The sequence below is a fragment of the Vibrio sp. MM46 genome, assembly GCF_027587135.1.
Lineage (GTDB): Bacteria > Pseudomonadota > Gammaproteobacteria > Enterobacterales > Vibrionaceae > Vibrio > Vibrio harveyi.
This window is the reverse complement of the sequence record NZ_JAPPTO010000001.1, coordinates 273,914-294,815: the sequence shown is the minus strand read 5'-3', so window position 1 is coordinate 294,815 and position 20,902 is coordinate 273,914. Positions and strand designations below refer to the sequence as shown.

At 45.8% G+C, this 20,902-nt stretch carries 19 protein-coding genes; 11 read left to right on the top strand and 8 right to left on the bottom strand.

Translation table 11 applies throughout. The features are described 5' to 3' along the window. Nucleotides 1–281: 281 nt before the first annotated feature. Nucleotides 282–449, top strand: a complete 168-nt coding sequence (locus OH459_RS01320) for a hypothetical protein (RefSeq protein ID WP_005449897.1) — start codon at nucleotides 282–284, stop codon at nucleotides 447–449. 7 nt (nucleotides 450–456) lie between these two features. On the opposite strand, the gene OH459_RS01315 is transcribed toward OH459_RS01320, so the two are convergent. Then, nucleotides 457–705: a hypothetical protein gene (locus OH459_RS01315; RefSeq protein ID WP_005449896.1), complete on the bottom strand. Its 249-nt coding sequence runs from the start codon at nucleotides 703–705 to the stop codon at nucleotides 457–459. 534 nt (nucleotides 706–1,239) lie between these two features. On the opposite strand from OH459_RS01315, the gene OH459_RS01310 reads away from it, so the two are divergent. Genes OH459_RS01310 through OH459_RS01300 form a run of 3 tightly spaced genes read left to right on the top strand, consistent with a single transcriptional unit; the run spans nucleotide 1,240 to nucleotide 2,495 of the window. Further along, a complete protein-coding gene (locus OH459_RS01310) occupies nucleotides 1,240–1,602 on the top strand; it encodes a hypothetical protein (protein ID WP_005449894.1) in 363 nt (120 codons plus the stop codon). Continuing rightward, complete coding sequence (locus OH459_RS01305) at nucleotides 1,589–2,038, top strand: hypothetical protein (RefSeq protein ID WP_009696503.1); 450 nt, start codon at nucleotides 1,589–1,591, stop codon at nucleotides 2,036–2,038. The genes OH459_RS01310 and OH459_RS01305 overlap by 14 nt, the downstream gene beginning before the upstream one ends. Next, the gene (locus tag OH459_RS01300; RefSeq protein ID WP_269984742.1) at nucleotides 2,007–2,495 is read left to right on the top strand and encodes a GNAT family N-acetyltransferase; all 489 of its coding nucleotides are present in this window, start codon (nucleotides 2,007–2,009) and stop codon (nucleotides 2,493–2,495) included. Before OH459_RS01305 ends, OH459_RS01300 begins: the two co-directional genes overlap by 32 nt. Before the next feature lie 18 nt (nucleotides 2,496–2,513). On the opposite strand, the gene OH459_RS01295 is transcribed toward OH459_RS01300, so the two are convergent. Beyond that, nucleotides 2,514–2,753 carry an RNA recognition motif domain-containing protein gene (locus OH459_RS01295; protein ID WP_005449890.1) on the bottom strand — a complete coding sequence of 80 codons (240 nt, stop codon included), beginning with the start codon at nucleotides 2,751–2,753 and terminating at the stop codon, nucleotides 2,514–2,516. Between the two features lie 413 nt (nucleotides 2,754–3,166). Here OH459_RS01295 and OH459_RS01290 point away from each other — a divergent pair, with 413 nt between their 5' ends. Beyond that, the gene (locus tag OH459_RS01290) at nucleotides 3,167–3,697 is read left to right on the top strand and encodes a GNAT family N-acetyltransferase (RefSeq protein WP_050935680.1); all 531 of its coding nucleotides are present in this window, start codon (nucleotides 3,167–3,169) and stop codon (nucleotides 3,695–3,697) included. Nucleotides 3,698–3,792: 95 nt separating this feature from the next. On the opposite strand, the gene OH459_RS01285 is transcribed toward OH459_RS01290, so the two are convergent. The 5 genes from OH459_RS01285 to OH459_RS01265 all read right to left on the bottom strand — a co-directional run bounded on the left by OH459_RS01285 (nucleotide 3,793) and on the right by OH459_RS01265 (nucleotide 11,177). Then, nucleotides 3,793–4,302 carry a MerR family transcriptional regulator gene (locus OH459_RS01285; RefSeq protein ID WP_009706661.1) on the bottom strand — a complete coding sequence of 170 codons (510 nt, stop codon included), beginning with the start codon at nucleotides 4,300–4,302 and terminating at the stop codon, nucleotides 3,793–3,795. A 180-nt stretch (nucleotides 4,303–4,482) separates the two neighbouring features. Next, the gene (gene putP, locus OH459_RS01280) at nucleotides 4,483–5,976 is read right to left on the bottom strand and encodes a sodium/proline symporter PutP (protein WP_005449887.1); all 1,494 of its coding nucleotides are present in this window, start codon (nucleotides 5,974–5,976) and stop codon (nucleotides 4,483–4,485) included. A gap of 137 nt (nucleotides 5,977–6,113) precedes the next feature. After that, nucleotides 6,114–6,821, bottom strand: a complete 708-nt coding sequence (locus OH459_RS01275) for a 1-pyrroline-5-carboxylate dehydrogenase (RefSeq protein WP_005449886.1) — start codon at nucleotides 6,819–6,821, stop codon at nucleotides 6,114–6,116. Nucleotides 6,822–6,832: 11 nt separating this feature from the next. Next, nucleotides 6,833–9,964, bottom strand: a complete 3,132-nt coding sequence (gene putA / locus OH459_RS01270; RefSeq protein ID WP_269984734.1) for a bifunctional proline dehydrogenase/L-glutamate gamma-semialdehyde dehydrogenase PutA — start codon at nucleotides 9,962–9,964, stop codon at nucleotides 6,833–6,835. A gap of 400 nt (nucleotides 9,965–10,364) precedes the next feature. Then, nucleotides 10,365–11,177, bottom strand: coding sequence for an AraC family transcriptional regulator (locus OH459_RS01265; RefSeq protein WP_005449884.1), 813 nt, complete (start codon nucleotides 11,175–11,177; stop codon nucleotides 10,365–10,367). 774 nt (nucleotides 11,178–11,951) lie between these two features. Here OH459_RS01265 and OH459_RS01260 point away from each other — a divergent pair. Then, complete coding sequence (locus tag OH459_RS01260) at nucleotides 11,952–12,671, top strand: helix-turn-helix transcriptional regulator (protein ID WP_009702374.1); 720 nt, start codon at nucleotides 11,952–11,954, stop codon at nucleotides 12,669–12,671. A 68-nt stretch (nucleotides 12,672–12,739) separates the two neighbouring features. Here OH459_RS01260 and pdxH read toward each other — a convergent pair whose 3' ends face one another. Further along, on the bottom strand, nucleotides 12,740–13,375 hold the full coding sequence (gene pdxH, locus OH459_RS01255) for a pyridoxamine 5'-phosphate oxidase (protein WP_269984729.1): 636 nt from the start codon (nucleotides 13,373–13,375) through the stop codon (nucleotides 12,740–12,742). A 128-nt stretch (nucleotides 13,376–13,503) separates the two neighbouring features. Here pdxH and OH459_RS01250 point away from each other — a divergent pair, with 128 nt between their 5' ends. The 5 genes from OH459_RS01250 to OH459_RS01230 all read left to right on the top strand — a co-directional run bounded on the left by OH459_RS01250 (nucleotide 13,504) and on the right by OH459_RS01230 (nucleotide 20,889). Next, nucleotides 13,504–15,447 carry a sensor histidine kinase gene (locus OH459_RS01250; protein ID WP_074051893.1) on the top strand — a complete coding sequence of 648 codons (1,944 nt, stop codon included), beginning with the start codon at nucleotides 13,504–13,506 and terminating at the stop codon, nucleotides 15,445–15,447. After that, the gene (locus tag OH459_RS01245; protein WP_009696510.1) at nucleotides 15,440–16,666 is read left to right on the top strand and encodes a sigma-54-dependent transcriptional regulator; all 1,227 of its coding nucleotides are present in this window, start codon (nucleotides 15,440–15,442) and stop codon (nucleotides 16,664–16,666) included. Before OH459_RS01250 ends, OH459_RS01245 begins: the two co-directional genes overlap by 8 nt. Before the next feature lie 113 nt (nucleotides 16,667–16,779). Next, a complete protein-coding gene (locus tag OH459_RS01240) occupies nucleotides 16,780–18,171 on the top strand; it encodes an HlyD family type I secretion periplasmic adaptor subunit (protein ID WP_005449876.1) in 1,392 nt (463 codons plus the stop codon). 115 nt (nucleotides 18,172–18,286) lie between these two features. Continuing rightward, the gene (locus OH459_RS01235; RefSeq protein ID WP_017189818.1) at nucleotides 18,287–18,970 is read left to right on the top strand and encodes a transglutaminase-like cysteine peptidase; all 684 of its coding nucleotides are present in this window, start codon (nucleotides 18,287–18,289) and stop codon (nucleotides 18,968–18,970) included. Between the two features lie 5 nt (nucleotides 18,971–18,975). Continuing rightward, the gene (locus tag OH459_RS01230) at nucleotides 18,976–20,889 is read left to right on the top strand and encodes a bifunctional diguanylate cyclase/phosphodiesterase (protein ID WP_269984720.1); all 1,914 of its coding nucleotides are present in this window, start codon (nucleotides 18,976–18,978) and stop codon (nucleotides 20,887–20,889) included. The last annotated feature ends 13 nt before the right edge of the window (nucleotides 20,890–20,902 follow it).

Below are 20,902 nucleotides of genomic sequence, written 5' to 3'. Positions count from 1 at the left end.
AGTAACTATTCAGTTTGCAAATAGTGATATCAACAACGTGTGAAACCTGCATACATTTAACGTTTGCCTAGCACAAAAATTCATCAAATAGTCAAAAAATAAAAACATTCATCTGCATAATTTATAAATCAACACACCAATATTGGCGACTTTATTAATCAGATAATTTTGTTAACAAAATAATGGAATGATGAACTTTGAAGAGAAAAACATGAGCTGCAGAGAAAAGAAATGAGCCAAATGATAAGGCAATAATAGGTAAAAATATTAAGGAGAAAGCAATGTTAACCCTACAACTCGCGTACAAACCATTTGGCGTTGGAGAATGGACGTACACGACCGTCTCACACGAAGTCGCAAAGTCTCTGGCGTCTGAATATGCGTCTTACGGCTGGCCAGTTATGATCGACGGATTGCCATTCGCAACAGAAAAAGATCTTGCTGCGTAAGCGTCAATTACATAATTGCTGATGTCTGTCGCGCTGGATGCTGAACCACTTCACCAATAGCGCGATGGTTACAACAACGGCAGTAGTACTGCGGTTCCATCTCGTAGTAATGCTCACCCGATACAAACTTTGCCATCAACTGAGTAAAACTGACGACTTTGCCAGTTAGCGTGGCGATATGCTCTGGTTCACAACGCTTCATGATCACTTTATGCTGCGTTGATCTTCTACAAACTGAGCAATAAATATCCGGCATTTCTCTTCTCCCTGATTTTCTGTGCTACTGACAATTGACATATTTTGTTCAAAATAATTCCACAATTAAAAAGCCCCTTTAGTTTTTTGTGCCCCACATCCAAAAAATTCCGCACACGTGCCTGAAAACTGAGACCTTGGTCAGACCTCAACTTTTGTATCAAATTATGAACAATAACGCCTATGTATGTAATACTATGAGATACTACGCATAAGTAATTGTCACTGTGTATTTTTTACATTCGGCATTAAAGAGCGTCTTGATTCCGACAGGTGAGAGAGAACGGATACCTCTCTTCCGACTCGTGTAATTTACAGTGTGAATTGTGCACAAAAAAAATCGCACTACCCCTCGCGCAGTTCAATGCGGATTTGATGCGAATAACTAAACCTGAAAGCGTTCCGCAAACTAAAGAAAGCACTGAGTATACGGTGGGACTTGCCTCTTAGATTTGTTGTTCAGCGAAACTAAGCGGCTCTCATCGTGACATTATGATGTGCAAAAGATAACTAGATAGAACATGGAGTCATTGGCATGGAAAGCCTCGCAAAATCTCTCAATCAACAAGGGTTCCGCTGTCATGCGCTAGATCGAAAGGTCAAAGTAGAACTCGGTAGCTTTGGGCAATACGTTTACGTTATTAAGGACTACCAAACTGGTCACTATTTGGTTCAGCGCCATTTAACCATCCAAATCGCGACGTTTATCCTTATGCTGATTACAGGTCTGTATGGCTTAGTAACCAAAGGAAGTGGTATCAGCGCGGTCCTTGCGGCTATCTCCGTTGGTGGGCTAATAAACCTGATTTTAATTGAAGTGAAATCTCAGCCGCTTACACAAGCTCTGCGTAAACTGTCAAACATAAGCAGCGAGGAAATTCGAAGTGATCATTCATGAGACCTCACAAAACTTACCAAAGAACAATCCGTTCTTATTCAGCATTTGGTTTCTATCACTCACCTACTTTGCTTATATAGGCGGTTACCTATGGTTAATAGGGGCAGGATTGGCTGTATTTATTCTATTGCTGTACGTATTACATCTATCTAAGCGTAAGTGGTTTACGCCAAAATCGATCAGCATTGAGCCCGCTTCTAACAGTTTGAAGTACCATCAAGATTCTACAGTGTACTTTCGTATTCCATTGAATGAAATCAGCAAGGTTCAAATTGAGAAAGAACCTTTCAGTAATAACTGCTTGATGCTCTACACCGCCACAGATTCCTATCAGGTTCCAAATTCCAACAACTTCGATAAACTGCAATTAGCGCAATTAATGAAACAGATCGAAGAGAAAATTGATGATAGAGATAGTCAAAGCGCAAACGAATGACATTATCCAAGTGGCGGATTTGGTTTCTAAAGTTACACAGCGCCACATCCTTGAGCACTTTACCGAAGAAGGAAAACGGCGCTTTCTCGCAAGAGTCGGACAAGATGTGACACAAGCAATAACGCATCCAGACTTTTTAGCCTTAGCGGCGTTCCGCGACAATAAAGTGGTTGGCTTTGCCGCTTTAAAAGATGATAACTATCTCACCCACTTATTCGTGGCAACCGAAGCTCAAGGCCATGGTTTGGGTAAACAACTTCTCGATACGATACTGGACTCAACCCATGATAAGCCAAGAAGTTATGTGCGTCTTCGTTCAGCCCCCAACGCAGTTTCGTTTTATCACAAGCACGGTTTTGAACCTACCGATGATCTCTGCGAGAAAGAAGGAATTCGTTATGTGCCAATGCGATTAGCGCTCGTTTCCTCTCTTGAAATACAAAAAAGCCAGCAGTGATGCTGGCTTTTCTCTCTCTTAGTCTTGAGCGACTTTCACGCGAATCTTGCTTTTCGCTACGCTGGTCAAGTTCAGCGCTTCCAGTGCAGAAATCGCTTCTGCTTCATCTGGCATGATCACAAAGCCGAAGCCTTTTGATAAGCCGGTTTCTTGATCAAGAACCAATGTACAAAGCTCTACCTTCCCGTGTGCAGAGAAGAGTGCACGCATGTCTTGCTCAGTCGTTTGACGAGCCAAGTTTCTTACTAAAAGTTTCATAGTGAACCTAGTGGTTTTAATAACCCTACGATTCTCTCAGGTTCTTCAAAACAAACCAAGTGAATAATATTGTATACCCAAATGACTTCATGATGCAGGATTCAGAGCGTTGTCATTGATTCGAGGTCAAGGAAAACAACGCAGCGTAATAGCCAGCTATTTCCAAGTTGTTTGACGCAGCAATCGAGTCAATGACACGCTCCCAAAGGGCGAACTGCCTTGGCTTGTATACTTTGTTGCCGATTCTTGATTTAGACCCACTAGACCTTTAAATCGCCGCCGCGTATACAAACCAAGTCATTCTCGCTGAACCTAGCATCTCGAGGTTATTTGGGTATACGAACAACTAGATCATTCTAAGTACATCTGCTTAAATGATTTTTCTTTCATTTTTCACCCAAAGGAGAGCCGATATGGAAACGAAACGTCTTAAGCTAACCCCTGCTTGTTTAGAACGTGCAGAAGAAGCACACCAAGCAGTACTGCGTAGCCAGAAGACACTCGAAGTGTATCTTCCTTGGGTGCCACATGTGCTCACACTAGAAGCAATGATTGAGGGGACAGAAAAAGCCATCGCCAACTTTGAAAGTTTTGAAGGGGAGTTGCGTTACTTCATTATTGAAAAAGAAAGCGACCGTTTAATTGGTGCAGTAGGCTTAATGATTCGTGATCAAGAAGTGCCGTCGTTTGAAATCGGTTACTGGCTGGATGATGCCGCGGTGGGCAATGGCTACATTTCCGAAGCGGTGCTTGAGCTAGAGCGCTACGCGTTTGAAGACCTCGGTGCAAGACGCATTGCGATTATGGCAGATTCAACCAACCTAAAAAGCCGTGCTGTCGCAGAGCGTTGTGGTTATGACTTTGAAGGTGAGTTGAGACACGACCGCCTCTCTACCTCAGGGGAATTGAGTAACACTGTGGTTTACTCAAAGATCCGTTTCTAAGCAGTTTATGATTAAGTAAGCTGTTATAAAAAATAAGCCTCACGAAGAGGCTTATTTTTATTTAACCGGTTTTTAATGTCCTGCTTAAGCGCTAATTATAGAGCGCGAATGCGCACAATTTCGTCTTGCTCAATCCCCAAAGATTCAAGGAATTTTTGGTGCTCAGCAGGCTCCATCTCTTCAAATTTCTGGTGCCATGTCACCATGTCGTTTTCAGAAAAGCCCGCCGCTTGCATGATTTGTACCCAACGTTCTTTAGTCACAATATTATCCTCTATCAGTTGTGGTTCTTGTAATAGCACCACGATCGCTTTTTGCTGCGCTCGCAGATTTTGAATCTCGCGTTCAAGTTCATTGAAATGGTCTTTCAAGATCTCCGCTTGAGATTTGCCTTTCTGTGCCAACAAAGTGCGTATGCTGGAAATCGGTAACCCATAAGAACGATAAGACGAAATGGTTTTTAAACGCTGCATCTCTTTTTCTCCATACCAGCGATAACCGTTTTCTGAACGATGTGCAGGCGCTAGCAAGCCTTCACGTTCATAGTAAAGAATCGTAGTACGAGAGAGTCCACACTCTCTGGCCAGTTGGGTTACGGTTAGCATAGTGGCTCCTTTTGTCGGTACAGACATAGCATCAGCCCTACACTGATAGACGGGTCAACACGTTTTTTACTATACCTCAGAAATTCTCTAATTGAGGTATTGGTGCGTCATTCAAATTGCTATCGAACAAACACAAAAAAGCCCGCGATGGTCACGGGCTTTGTTTTTAATTGAGAGGAATTAGTCTAGCTCAACCAATTTCTTCTCGTATTCTTTGTGTTGCTCAAGTACTTCTTGCGCTGCACCACCAGTCAACTTACTTACAACAATGATCGCAATCGTTGAGAAGATGATGCCCGGTACGATTTCGTACACATCGAACCAACCGCCTGTTAGCTGTTTCCAAACCACGATAGTCACGCCACCGATTAGGATACCTGCTAGTGCGCCGTTACGGTTCATGCCGCTCCAGTAAAGGCTAAGCACAACTGCTGGACCAAACGCAGCACCAAAGCCTGCCCAAGCGTAAGATACAAGACCGAGAACAGAGCTGTCTGGCGTCATTGCTAGGAATAGCGCGATAAGAGAAATCACGATAACGCCCACACGACCAATCATTACCACTTCTTCAGACGTTGCATCTGGCTTAATCACTTGCTTGTAGAAGTCTTCTGCTAGAGCAGATGACGATACTAGAAGTTGTGAATCCGCAGTACTCATTACCGCCGCTAGGATTGCCGCCAATAGGATACCGGCAATCACTGGGTGGAATACCGTGTTCACCAATAGCATGAAGATTTTCTCACCATCTTCTAGTTGCGTACCAGGGTGACCTGTTACCCACACTAGACCAACGAGACCAACTAGCATTGCGCCCGCCATAGAAAGCGCAGTCCAACCTACAGCGATACGACGCGCTGTTGTTAGGTCTTTGTTCGAACGAGAAGCTTTAAAACGCGCTAGGATGTGTGGCTGACCGAAGTAACCTAGACCCCATGCCACCAACGAGATGATCGCGATAGCTGATAGAGGCTCGCCTTTCGTATCGTTCCATAGCGTTAGTAGCTCTGGGTTAATGTTGTGCATGTCCGTCGCCAATTGACCTAGACCACCATCCATCACAGCAACTGGCACGATCATTAGTGCAGCTGCCATCAATAGACCTTGCACCAAGTCCGTCCAAGATACCGCTAAGAAACCACCGAATAGCGTGTAAGAAACCACACACACCGTGCCAATGATAACGGCAATGCTGTAATCCAAGCCGAATACGGTCTCAAACAGTTTGCCCCCTGCTACCAAGCCTGAGCTGGTGTAGAAAAGGAAGAATAGAAGAATGAAGAACGCAGAGATTGTCTGAATCAGTTTCGACTTATCGTTAAAGCGACGCGACAGGAATTCAGGCAGCGTTAGCGCATCAGTTTGAATGCTGTACGTACGTAGACGTTTTGCACTGATTAACCAGTTTAGCCATGTCCCCACAAGCAGACCACCTGCTAGCCAGAACGCTTCAATACCTGCTGCATATGCATACCCCGGAAGACCAAGTAGCAACCAGCCACTCATGTCTGATGCGCCTGCAGAAAGTGCCGCTGGCCATGGACCAAGGCTACGACCACCTAGGAAGTAGTCTGATGAATTGGAAGTCCTCTTATACGCGTAAACGCCAATGGCAACCATAATTAGTAAGTACGCCACAAAAGTGGTCGTGATAGCAAAGCTATTTTCTATCATTTGATAGTCCTCGTTATAATTATTTCCTTCCTTGCCTGCTTTGATATTTTGCCATCGCAGCAATACATCAAAGTAAGAGATACCAACCCGAGTAAGCTCTCAGGCTCTTTTGGTTCAGATTGGTATCACAAGTCAGGTTAGTGGGAGTCGCTTCCCAACTCGAGTAGAGTCGCGTTACCGCCCACCGCTGTAATATTTATCGTTCGAGTACGCTCGGTAATGAAGCGCAACGACAGATGAGGATCATGAGTCAATGTCGGTGACTCTAAATCCGTTTCAGAAACTAAGCCGACGATGGCACCGTCACGCTTAGCCAGTTGCAGGTTAAGCGCATGCTCAACCTGTGAATGCCCAACATAACCCACACTACGTACGTCGCTGTCTAACAACGGGGAAGACGCATCGTACGCAACCACTTGGACTAAGTTAGATGGGAAGTTTGCTGACGCCACAGCATGCTTAACCAATTGAGTAAGCTCTGTATTGTCACTACAAATCACCACGCTGTTGCCTGCAATCAGAGCACAGGTGATCATTGCAAATGTGCTGTTCAGAGCGTTCTCGGTATTTGCTAGATTGTTTTCACAAACAACCAAAGCCACACCGCGACCCGCTGCGTACAGCTCGTTAGTTTCACCCGTAGGCCCCACTAACTGATGAGTTTCTGCTAACAGAGTAGACGCTTGCTGCAAGTGGTAAGACACCACTTTGCCAACCACGCTATGCTGCTCTTCAATCGCAGATTTAAATGCCAGCAAATGCTCACATTTGTAATCAAAATCGGTCAGATTCCACTGCTCCCACGCAGAGAATGCATCTTTAAAAAACGTGATCTGATGAACCATAATGCGACTCCTTACGCCTTCTCAGCTTGAACAAGATGTTGTTTAGTAAAGCGGTATAGGTAGTGAGGACCACCAGCCTTCGGACCTGTACCCGACAAACCTTGACCACCGAATGGCTGAACGCCAACCACCGCGCCAACCTGATCACGGTTGATGTAGCAGTTACCCACACGAGCGTGTTTTTCAATCCAACGGTAAGTGGTTTCGTTACGGCTGTGGATGCCCATTGTGAGACCAAAACCAGTTTGGTTAATTTGCTCAACCACGTTTGGCAACTCAGACGCTTTAAAGCGAACAATGTGTAAGATGGGACCGAATTGCTCTTCTTTCAGAACATCAATGCCCGAGATTTCGAATGCACTTGGCGACACAAAATCACCATGCTGACACGCTTCGTCCAATTGCAATTGAGCAACTTTGGTTTGCGTGCTTGTCATGTGCTCTAGGTGAGCAAGGAGTTTATTTTTCGCATTGCTGTCGATAACCGGACCCACATCCGTTTTGTGCAGGTAAGGAATACCAACATGCAGTTCATTCATCGCACCTTGTATAAGGTTGATGATGCGATCTGCAACGTCTTCTTGAACGAACAGAACGCGCAGAGCAGAACAACGTTGACCAGCAGAAGCGAAAGCGGAACGAATCACGTCACGCACAACTTGCTCTGGCAGTGCCGTACTATCCACAATCATGGCGTTTTGACCGCCAGTTTCAGCGATAAACGGGACTGGCTTCGCGCTACGCTCGGCAAGCGTAACGTTGATGCGCTGCGCTGTTGCTGTCGAACCAGTAAATGCCACACCTGCAATCGCATCGTGAGACGTTAGTGCATGACCAATTTCACCACCACGCCCTGGCAATAGCTGAATCACGCCCGCTGGGAAGCCGGCTTCTAACATCAATTCGATCGCACGCGCCGCAATTAAGCTAGTTTGCTCAGCTGGCTTAGCCACAACTGTGTTACCTGCAACCAATGCAGCAGTTACTTGACCAAGGAAAATCGCGAGTGGGAAGTTCCATGGGCTGATACAAACGAATACACCCAAACCTTCACGGCTTGAAATGCGCTTCACACCATCAAAACCTTCTAGTTCAAACGGCTGAAGATTTTGCGCTTGTTTCGCGTAGTAACGACAGAAGTCGACCGCTTCACGCACTTCATCAATACTGTCATGAATCGTCTTACCTGCTTCTTGGTGACAAATCGCCACCAGCTCAGCCAAGTTTTCTTCCATCAGATCCGCAAGCTTATCTAGGCACACTGCTTTTTGTTCAATCGCGGTGCCTTTCCACTCTGGGAATGCAGCATCAGCCGCTTCGATTGCAGCGGAAACATGATCAAGGCTTGCGAAAGCCACCTGACCCACTTCGATACGGCGATCGTAAGGGGTAGTAATGATCTCTGCGGAGTTTTCCTTGATCATGCTTTCGGCATGTTTTTCGCCGTTGATGATCGGACCCGCAGTCCACTTCTGATTCAGGAAGCTTTCAACCTGTGCTTCAAACGGCTTCGCTTCGCTGTCGATATCAACGTTGACACCATATGAGTTTTTACGCTCTGGGAAGATACCGGTTGGCATTGGGATTTGACCGTTGTGTAGCGTCTCAAAAGAGGTCAGCACATCAACAGGGTGATGCGTCAGCTCTGAAATTGGACAACGTGCGTCCACCAAACGGTGCACAAACGAACTGTTTGCGCCGTTTTCTAGTAAGCGACGAACCAAGTAAGGCAATAGATCCGCATGGCTACCGACTGGCGCGTAAATACGTACTGGCTGACCATAAGTGTCCATCACATGGTTATAAAGCGAATCGCCCATACCATGCAGACGTTGGAATTCGTAATCTTTGTGCTCTGCCATTACAGCAATCGCCGTAACAGTGTGCGCGTTGTGACTAGCAAACTGCGGGAAGATATTGCCACGAACGCCTTCACTTAGTAGGAAGCGAGCACACGCTAGGTAAGCAACATCCGTCGCTTCTTTGCGCGTGTAAACAGGGTAGTTCTCGTAACCTGCTTGTTGTGACCACTTGATTTCGCTGTCCCAGTACGCGCCTTTTACTAGACGCAGTGGGATCAGATCACCCTGCTCTTTCGCTAGACCGTTTAGCCATACGAGTACAGGTAGTGCACGTTTCGAGTAGGCTTGAACTACCAGACCAAACTTGCCCCAGCCTTTCACTAGGTCGCTGCGGTACAGCTTTTCAAACAGTTTGAGTGACAGCTCAAGACGGTCCGCTTCTTCTGCGTCAATCGTGATGGCAACATCCACCTCAATAGCGCGCTTAAGCAGTTGCGTTAAGGTGTCGTAAAGCTCTGTCATCACGCGTTCTTCATTCGCCACTTCGTAACGTGGGTGAAGTGCAGAAAGCTTGATAGAAACAGAAGGTGCAGGGCTTGTGTCACTGCCGTACGTTTCACGACCAACGGCTTCGATCGCCATTAGGTAGTCTTTGAAGTACTTGCTTGCGTCTGCTGTGGTCAGCGCCGCTTCACCCAACATATCAAATGAGTAAGTGAAACCTTTGTCGCGCATTGGGCGACCGTTCTTCTGCGCTTCTTCAATCGTACGACCACGTACAAACTGATGACCCATGATCTTCATTGCCTGATACATGGCTTTACGAATCACAGGTTCTGAGAATTTATTTACCAGACGGTTTACAGCCTGACCTGGGCTCTGGGTTTCCTGCTCACCAAGACCAATCACTTTACCTGTTAACATTAAGCCCCAAGTTGAAGCGTTAACGAAGACAGAATCAGAACTCTTAAGGTGAGATTTCCAGTCAGCAACGCTTAACTTATCTTTAATCAGTGCATCCGCCGTCGCTGAATCAGGAATACGCATCAATGCTTCTGCAAGACACATCAGTAAGATACCTTCATGAGTATCTAAGCTGTATTCCAGCAATAGCGCATCAATCATCTGAATTGACTTCTTATCCGCACGGATGGCTTCGATAAGCTGGGTTGTTTGGGTCGTGATTGCCGATTTTTCTTCCGCTGTCGGCGTTGCTAGTGGCAATAATTGCTCTAGCCATTGAGACTCGTCCACCATGTACAATGGCGAGATCAGTGACCACAACTTATCAAGCGGCTGCTCGATAAATTCCGGTGTTAACACGTTCGTTGCTGTAAACATGTGTTTTCCTCAATCTCTCTCCTCGAAAACCGCTTCGAGGATCATCAATGGCTGGCAGTGTATTTTGAGCCCGAGAAGAATACTTGTCAAAAACTCCGAGCTTTTTGCTAAAAACTCGCTTTTATAACAAAACATCTACATAGTCACACGCAAATACATAATATATTGTGTTGTAAAAATTCATCTTTGCATGTCATTTACAACAAAAGCAGGCGGGTTTTGAGCAATTTCTGTTTGAATAAGAAGGATTTAGATTGCGCTTTTGTGAGGAATGGACAAAAACATTGAAATTTTCCGGAGAATTACGCAAAAAAGTTCGACTTTCCTGTGCAAAACACAAGCACAAAAAAGCCGCGACTCATACGCGGCTTCGCTCAAATAAGCAACTTGATGAACAGTGTTAGCCAACCTGTTTCTTATACTGAGAAGGTGATAATCCTTGTAAACGAGTAAAGGTATGAGTGAAAGTACTTTGGCTTGAGAAACCGGTGAATTCGGCAATTTGCCCCAACGTTAGGTGACCTTGTTCAATCAAATCGCGCGCCATATCGATGCGTTTGCCGAGCACGTACTGATGCGGCGTAATGCCCATCTGATCTTTGAATAAGCTATGGAATTGGCTTTCACCCAAAAATACGCTGCCAGCCAATTGCGCCACGCTGATTTTGTGGCTCAAGTGCTGTTCGATGTAACGGTCAATCGCTTCCAGATCAAAGCGTGACTCTTTCCTTGAGGTTTCAAATGCTGATATATGACGCTGCATAAGAGCGATCACGGTGTCATTACACGCACGGCTAAGCAGTAAATCGTCTGGATGATTACGCATCTCTTGCACCAGCATTTGAATCAGCTTTTGAATCTGACCATCCAATTGGAAGTAAAGATGAGAGCGTTCTAGGTTATTGATTTTTTGCAACATCTCAGGATCATCGTTGGCAGGCTTTGGCATATTAAGCACCAAGATGTCTGATTGATGAATCACGCCACCGAAAGCATGATCAGAAGATGCCGTTACGATGCAACCTTGCCCCGGACCAACCAAATTGCCCTGACCACGAACTTCGAATTCTGCTTGTCCCTTTAAACCGATCACGATCTGTGTGTAAGCATGATCATGGCAATCCATATAAGACGGAAGCGTGATCAACTCTGCTGGTTTAGGCAGCATGATCTCTTTATATAGCGGGGCTTTCGGGTTATCTGAATCACTCATTTCAAACAGTCGTCTTTACACAGTCGGCTTATATCTTGGCATCATATACCTTCTCTGTTGGGTTGCAAATCTTCCCCAATCCAATCGCACAAGATCAAATCAACACGATCATTGCGCTCTACATGATCATAGTTCCGGAACGATGATCATGTAAGAGAAACTTACGGTCAATGTGCAACCAATTTTTTTAACAAAAACGGACAGATAGCCAAAATTACCAAAGATGAGACAAGCCAATAGCAAAGATCTTTGGGGTTGAAATGCACACCAATGTAAGCAACAAGGTAAAAACTACGATCGAAAGCGCACGAAATGCCTGAAAAACAGGGGGATAGAGGGATTTCCCCCCTTACTAATATGCTCACAATTCAATACATTAGACCTCGAGCTCTAGGATGCATACGACCCTGAGCTCATCGGTATCTACTTGATACCTCTAACTTACTTAGCAGACCCTCGCTATGTAATTTAGAACCTCTTCTACACGTCGACAAGATTATATCTTGTGTTGCCAGCCCGTCTTCAGGCTGGCTTTTTTTTGTCTCACGCCAATGAAAACAATGGCATAAGCTGATAATATATCGACCATCTCACCGTATCCTGACGTTAATCATCACGCTGAGTTATCCTGATCGACCTTCTCTCTTCCAGTTCCATCTGGCGCGATTCTCGAAAGCATGATCAAGGCAGTGTTGTAATAAAAACGCGGGATAAGCGAAGTGAGAATACTGACCTGCAATCAAGCAGGCGATATGTAGCAGTAGTGAGTCCCTTGTGAATATTCCAGTCAATACCATAGAACAGTCGCTCCTTCGACAGCTACCGGGTTGTTGGGGATGCAAAGATAAAGATTCGGTATTCCGCTATGTGAATCAGGAATACGCAGAATTGATAGGCTACGATTCACCTGAAGTCTGTATAGGCAAAACAGACTTTGAGGTCGCAAGCCCTACCATTGAATGTGCAAAAGAGTTTCAAGAACAAGATAGGCACGTAATTGAAACAGGCGAGTCGCTAAAGATCCTTGATATCCACCCTTATCCAGATGGTCATTGGCGAGCGCACATTTTTACTAAGACGCCTTGGCGAGACGACGACGGCAACATCATTGGCACCATATTTTATGGTCGCGAGCTTACTGATACCGCCGTCATCGAAGTGGGATATTGGGTATGCAGAGCCATCGGAGGCACGCCCAATCAGCAGTCCATCTTTCGTTTTTCTAACCTGAAGCCCGAGCCAGAAAAGCTGACCTGCCGTGAGCAAGAGACTCTGTTCTTGTTGCTGTATGGCAAAAAGCCGCAATTCATCTCACAGGTCATGGGGATTTCAACCAAGACCGTAGAAGGGCATGTTGCTCGTCTGCGCACTAAGTTTGAAGCCAACAGTAAGAACGAGCTTATCGACAAAGCCATGGAGGCAGGCTACGGATCGATTGTGCCGAAAACCCTGCTTAAACATCAGCTTTCTGTCGTGCTCAACGGTGAGCGTTGATTCGCCATTGGGTAAAAACAAAAACACCGCCTATTGAGGCGGTGTTTTTTATCTCTTTGTCAAAGCCATTACGGCGCAAGGCGATCGATGTCCCACTCGCCTTCTTGATTTGAGAACAAGAAACGGTCATGCAGACGATGTTCACCACCTTGCCAGAATTCAATGCTTTGCGGCTTGACGCGGAAACCACCCCAGAAGGACGGCATCGGGATTTCACCCTTGGCAAACTTCTGCTTCAACTCTAGGAATTTACCTTCCAATACACCACGTGCAGAAATACGGCTACTTTGTTTGCTCGCAATCGCAGCCAATTGGCTGTCTTTCGGACGAGAAGTGAAGTACTTCATGTTCTCCATCGGCGTTAGCTTTTCTGCCACACCTGTGATGTGAACTTGACGCTCAAGTGGATGCCATGGGAAATGCAGGCTGATGTTTCTGTTGTGCTCAAGCTGCTGCGCTTTACGGCTGCCCAAGTTGGTGTAGAACACAAAGCCATCTTTATCGACGTTTTTCAGCAGCACAATGCGTTGAAACGGCATGCCATTTTCGTCCACTGTCGCGACCGTCATTGCGGTTGGATCAGTCAACCCTGCTTGTACCGCTTGCTCTAACCATAGGTTAAATTGATCAATCGGATCTGCTTTTAAATCTTTACGACGCAGGCCACCTTTTGTGTACTCACGACGAATATCAGCAAGTTCCATCTTCACTCCTTCACTCGTTTTTGTCGATTGTGCGCCCGATGATAGGGAAATTCAAGGAAAGCAAGCGAGAACCCTGATTGCGGTTTTGTGTTATGTCACGTTGTCGCAGCAGCTCACAGCATCACTAAATGCCTTTTGATAACATGGCGTTAAAAACTAGTGAGCCAATCGTGAACCTACTTAACCCCAAAGCTCTGCGCCATTTTTTATTGGTCTTGCTCGCCATCGGTCTGGTCGGGCTGATGTTGACTCATAAATACGCAACCCAGCATCAACATGATCAGTGGCAAAATAAGCTGCAAACTCAAGCTTCGCAGGTTGCACAGGAAATCGATTATGAACTGGCAAAGTTTGAACAAATCCCGAACTTGCTCAGCCATGACCCAAGATTACTCGCAGCGGTCAAAGAGGGTAAACCGTCAGAATCCTTCAATTTATTGCTCGCTGATTGGTTAGCACAAAGCCTCGCTGACACTATTTACGTGCACAATAAAACCGGTTTGGTGATCGCATCGAGCAACTATCAACAAGACGACAGTTTCGTCGGTTCTAATTTTGCCTTTCGTCCTTACTTTCAACACGCATTAAATGGGGAGAAGGCTCAATACGTTGCCCTCGGGGTTCGCTCCAATAAGCGCGGATATTTCTTCTCATCGCCACTTTGGGTCGATGGCGAAGTCGCAGGCGTAATAACAGTTAAAGTCAATTTAGAGCAACTAGAACAGCGCTTGGCACAAGACGATGGCGATTTACTGGTTGCGGGTGTGCACGACGTGGTGTTCATGAGTAACTTGCCCGATTGGCGCTATCGTGCTCTGTTCCCATTATCTGAACAAGCAAAACAAGAGCTCAATCAAACTCAACAATACGGTGATACCCTTCCTCAATATCGTGGCGAGCTCACTGGGCAAAGCGGAGTCAATCAGTTTGAAAACAACCAACTCTTGGTGTCACCCAACTACCTTGCTTACGCGACCAATCTGTTTGACAAAGGTTTTCGCGTCATTGCACTGATTAGCCAACAAGAAGTCTTCACCGCTGTATTGCAAGCCGACATAGTTTATCTGCTGCTGTATGCGCTCGTGGGGTTAATTGCGTTGGCATGGTTCCAAATGCTGGTCAACAAAGCACGTCTTGCCAATGTCAATGCCAGCTTGGAAGAAAAGGTAACAGAGAGAACTTTCATCCTCAGCCAAGCCAACCACAAGTTACAACAAACCGTGCATCAATATGAGCAGAGCCAACAAGAACTGAAGCAAACGCAACAAGAGCTAACTCAAGCGGCAAAGTTAGCGCTACTTGGTGAACTGTCTGCAAGCATTAATCACGAAATCAATCAGCCATTGGCTGCGCTGCGGACTTACACCGAAAACTCGCAGCGTTTAATGACAATGGAGCGTTACCCAATGGTGGCGGACAATCTGGATAAGATGCTGTCGCTCAACGATACCATGGCCGAAGTCATTGCACGCTTAAAGGTCTTCACGCGTAAGACGGATGACAACCTACACAGTGAGGTATCGGTTCTACACGATGCGGTGCACAACGCGACACGTATTCTGAGCAGTAAGCTGATCAAACAGGGAGTGACGCTTAAAGTGCCAGCCATTGAATACGACGTAAAACTCGCGATTCACAGCGTCGAGCTTGAGCAAGTGCTGATCAATCTATTCCACAACGCAGCTCAAGCTATGGAAGGGTATTGCATCGACCCACAGATTTCGATTGCCGTGCAGTGTGACCAGAGTAACTGCGATATTTTGGTTTCTGACAACGGCCCCGGCATGTCAGAACACGCCTTAGCTAAGATTTTCGACCCGTTTTACACCACCAAGCCAGAGGGGCTCGGACTGGGTTTAACCATCTCAAAACGCATTTTGGAGAGCTATCAAGGCTCACTCAGCGCTTATAATCATGATGCTAATAGCCATGGTGCTGATAGCGATGCCGATTATACCCGTCACGCTCACAACCAAATGGATACACAATCTCAGCTATCAGGTGGGATGACTTTTGTCGTCAGCGTACCTCTCGTTTCACTTCATCCAGCAGAGGAAGACTCTCATGCATAACCCTGTTTTCTTTGTCGATGATGAGCCACATATTCGTGATGCGGTTACTCAAGCGTTATTGATTGAAGGAATTGACGTCACTTGCTTCCCAAATGCAGTTGAAGCGCTGCGCGTGATTGATCCCAATACGCCAGCACTGATCATCACCGATATCCACATGCCAGTGATGAATGGGTTAGAGTTCATGCGCACCCTGTTAGGCAAAAATAATCACTTTCAATTTATCGTATTAACTGGGCATGGTGATGTAAAAACCGCGGTCGAAGCGATGAAGAGCGGTGCGTATGACTTTCTTGAAAAGCCATTCTCTACCGAGCAACTATTAAAATCGCTCAACAATGCCGGCGATAAACTGGTCTTATTGCAAGAAAACGTCTGGCTAAAGAAAGAGCTCGACATGCAAACCCATGTCGGTCCAAAAATGATTGGTCACAGTCAAGCTATGGTCGACATTCGCCGTGCGCTGATAAGCGCCCCACTCCACCAGCCGCTCATTTTTGTCGGTGAAGATGGCACAGGGCGAAGACTCGCTGCTCAGTTTGCTCACGATATCCATGCGACCGCAGAAAGTGAGTTGATTGCCGCATCCGGTGAAGACTTATACGAGCTTTCACATGAAGCATTAGACAAAACCATACATCATCTTACAGACGGTAAAAGCCATTGCAGTTTGTACTTACACAGCGCCGAGCATATATCGGAAAAACAGTGGCAATGCTTGTTTAACCACCCGAAACTGCAACGCGTATTTGGTGCTGCAAACACCGTCGACAAAGGCATTGAAAGCTCAGTAAAGATGATTCGGATGCCGAATTTGAATGAACGCAAAGAAGACATCGGTCCCTTATACAAACACTTCGTGCGTCATGCAGCGAGTCGCTATCAGCTCCAACCCCCTCAGATTAGTCTGAATGAAGTGAAGCGGATTACGGAACTCGATTGGCCAGAAAACATCAAACAATTGAGGCAGTTTGCCGAATTAAGGGCATTGAAACCGGACGCGTTTCGTATGGAGGATTGGAACAGCGAAAAAAGCATTGAAATCCAAAGTATGACCCAACGCACAGAACACTTTGAATATTGCTTGTTGTTTGATGCCTTGCAACGACATAGAGGCAGACTCAAAGAGGTTCAACTAGAATTACAAGTGTCGCGCAAAACCTTGTACGACAAACTAAAAAAACATCAGTTGGACAAAACAAAGTTCAAGGCACAGTAAATGAGGGGGGACTTACCCCTTTCACACATTTTTATTAGCTGAGTATGCTGACATGCTCCGTTAATAATAATAAGATCAAAAAGATAAACCGTCTTTATAAAACAAGGAATGTGATGAGCCGAGACAACTACAACAAACTAAGCAGCGAAGAGCTGGATTTTGTTGACGACAAAACCGCTGCATTGCTTCTAAATACGCCAAATAGTGCCCGCTTAATGCTGTGGGTGATGGTGTTATTCTTTGTTGCGGCTATCGCTTGGGCGTCGTGGGCGCAAATCGATAAAGTAACCGTAGGGCAAGGTAAGGTTATCCCTTCCTCTCAAATCCAAGTCGTACAAAACCTCGAAGGTGGTTTGGTCAAAGAGATCTTGGTGAAGGAAGGTCAACGAGTCGAAAAAGGTCAGCAGTTGTTATTGATTGACGACACGCGTTTCCGCTCAGACTTCCGTGAACGTGAACAACAAGTTGCCAACTTGACGGCTTCCGTACTGCAACTTTCTGCGTCGATCAGTAGTGTCGAAGTCAATCGCGATTTCGATGACAGCAACTGGGAACAAAATGTCGTTCTTGACTACGGTAAACTGACATTCCCACCAACGCTTGAAGAAAATCAACCTCGCCTAACGCAACGCCAAAAAGCGGAATACCGAGAAGACCTAGATAATCTGCGTAACCAAATTTCAGTTATCGACCAACAAGTAAAGCAAAAGCAGCAAGACCTGGTTGAGATCCAAGCACGTGTGAGTAACTTGCGCCAGAGCTATCGTTTTGCCAAGAAAGAGTTAGACATTACCAAGCCGCTCGCAGATGAAGGCGTTGTGCCTAAAATCGAACTGTTGAAACTACAGCGTCAGGTGAACGACACACGCCGCGAAATGACATCCAGTGAACTGAAGATTCCCGTAATCAAATCTGGTATCCGCGAATCCATGCTTAATCGTATTGATGTTGCTCTGAAATTCCGTTCTGAACAACAAGAGAAGCTCAATAGCACCCAAGACCAACTTTCTGCGCTCGTGGAATCGGCTGTGGGCTTGGAAGACCGCGTAAATCGTACCGTTGTGGTTTCTCCAGTGACAGGCACTATCAAAACATTGAACGTCAACACCGTTGGCGGCGTTATTCAACCGGGTATGGACATCGTCGAAATCGTCCCAACTGAAGATACCCTTTTGGTTGAAGCCAAAATTGCACCGAAGGACATCGCATTCTTGCGCCCTGACCTTCATGCCATCGTGAAATTCACCGCGTACGATTTTACCAAGTACGGCGGTCTTGAAGGGGAACTGGAGCACATCAGTGCCGACACCACACAAGATGAGGAAGGCAACAGCTTCTATATCGTGCGTGTACGAACTGAGAAAACCAGTTTTGGACAGGATGCAGACTTGCCAATCATTCCAGGTATGACGGCTTCAGTCGATATCATCACAGGTAAGCGAACCGTTTTGGAATACTTGCTTAAACCAATTTTGAGCGCCAAAACCAACGCACTTAAGGAGTAAGTGTCAGCAAGGACTCTCCAATGTATATTTAAGTGTTGATAAGTGGTTAAATAAAAAGCACTTATTTCTCACTGTCGAGCCCATTGGAAGAGTACACTTGTGATGTGAGTCGAATATGCCACCCAGATTGAAGCGTAAAGTTACATTATTAATCAGCATTAGTTGTTTTTCGTTCCAAATTGGTGCCTTGAACAACAAAGAACAAAGATGGGTCGATACGGTCACTTCAGTCTATGGTGAACGCGCTGGAATGCGCGTGAAAACCTGGCGAGATAATATCGACTTTTTTAAAACATTGGAGACTCATGAAAAGCTGGCAGGCGTTAACGACTTTTTCAATCAACTTTACTTCGTTGACGACATAGACCTATGGGGCAAAAAAGACTACTGGGCAACACCACTCGAGTTTTTAGGCAGCAATGCCGGTGACTGTGAAGATTTCACTATTGCCAAATACTTCTCTTTACTCGAGCTTGGCGTACCGGATTCAAAGATGCGTTTGATCTACGTAAAAGCCATCGAATTGAATCAGTTTCACATGGTACTCGCCTATTACCCAACCCCAAGTTCAGAGCCGCTCATTCTCGACAACATCAATCCAGAAATTGTCCGAGCCTCCAAGCGTAGCGATTTGCTACCGATTTACAGTTTTAATGGTTCAAACCTATGGCTAATGAAGTCTTCTGCTAGCGTTGGAGAGCTAGCAGGAAAAGCCTCACGTTTGAGCCTTTGGAATGACTTACGCTCGCGCGAACGTAAGTTGCAGTTAAAAAAACCTAAAATTAACTATGACGAGTGAAAAACATGACCCTATATAAGAAGCTTGTAGTGGGAATGGTTACGGTCTTTATACTCTTGATGGCATCAGTATTCGTAATCCAGTTCAACACTACTCGAGACAGCTTAGAGCAGCAGCAACGTTCAGAGGTCAACAACACCATTAACACCGTTGGTTTGGCACTGGCACCTTATTTAAAAGACAAGGATAAGGTGGCGGTAGAATCCGTGATTAATGCGTTGTTCGATGGCAGTACTTATTCTGTCGTACGTCTCACCGCGTTAGATTCGGATTACCAAATCGTACGCTCGTACCCAGTCAAACCAAGCCATGTTCCACAATGGTTCATCGACTTGAACTTGTTCAAAGCGATTCATGATAAACGCGTGGTAACCAGTGGTTGGATGCAACTTGCAGAAGTTGAAATCATCAGCCACCCAGGAGCTGCTTACGAGCAACTTTGGCAAGGCTTTATTCGCTTACTTACGGCATTTGGCATTATCTTCCTAGTGGGTCTGATTGCGATTTCTTACATTCTACGTCGCTCATTAAAACCGCTGGCTGCGATCGTGAAGAAAATGCACGAGATCGCCAACAACCAGTTTGGTGACCCACTGGCGCGTCCAAAAACCAAGGACCTAATTGCAGTGGTTGATGGCGTCAACTCAATGTCGGCACAAATCGAACTGTCATTTAAAGAACAAGCCAAAGAAGCACAGCGTCTGCGTGCTCAAGCTTACCTAGACCCAATCTCCAAACTAGGTAACCGCTCGTTCTACATTAACCAAGTTGACCAATGGCTTGCAGAACAAACGCAAGGGGGTATCGCGCTACTCCATGCTGAATACATTGGCGATATTTACGAGACGAAAGACTATCAACGCGCTGATGCCCACGTGAAAGAGTTGTCTCAACGTCTGAAAAACACTATCGATGTACCAGGAGCGACCATTGCTCGTCTATCTAGCGACGAGTTCGGTCTATTATTCCCACACATGGATGAGAGCGAACTGCGCATTCTAGCTGACAGTATCGTTAACTGTGTAAATGGTCTGAATACCGATCCTACCGGTCTTGCGAAACCAAAAGCATCACTGGGTGTTGCACACAGTAAAGATCAGAAAACGCGCACTGAAGTGCTATCGATGGTGGATAACGCCTTGTCGAAAGCGAAAGCGCAACCAGACAAAGCGTACGGCTTCGTTGGTGGTGAAAATACTTCTAACCTTATGGGTAAACAGCAATGGAAAGCGTTGGTTGAAGAAGCGATTCACAGCGATTGGATTAAATTCCGCTTCCAGTCTGCGAAAAATACTTGGGGTAAAGTGTTCCACAACGAGGTGTTCTCAAGCATCGAAAAAGATGGCGAGACTTACCGTGCAAACCAATACCTGTTTGCTCTTGAGCAGCTAGACGCAACCAACATCTTCGACCAATACGTCATTGAGTCGATGATTAAGATGTTAGAAAGCGGCGAGCTAAAAGAGCCAGTGGCAATCAACATCGCACAAAGCAGCTTGTCTCAACCATCGTTCATTCGTTGGACCACCAGCATGCTAGAGAAGCACCCGAAAGTTGCACCTATGCTCCACTTTGAGCTTCCAGAAGCGTGTTTCATTGACCATCCGCACCATACAGCCCTGCTATGTAACGCGATTCGTCAAACTGGAGCAGAGTTCGGTGTTGATAACTATGGTCGTAACTTCCAGTCACTTGAGTACATTCAGGAATTCCGCCCGAATTACGTAAAACTGGATTACCTATTCACGCACAACTTGCACGACGAGAAGCAGAAGTTCACGCTGACTTCGATCTCACGTACTGCTCATAACTTGGGTATTACCACGATCGCATCTCGTGTTGAAACACAGATTCAGTTGGATTTCCTAACCGAACACTTTGTGGAAGTCTTCCAAGGCTTCATCGTCGACAAGGAATAAGAAAGGTATACCA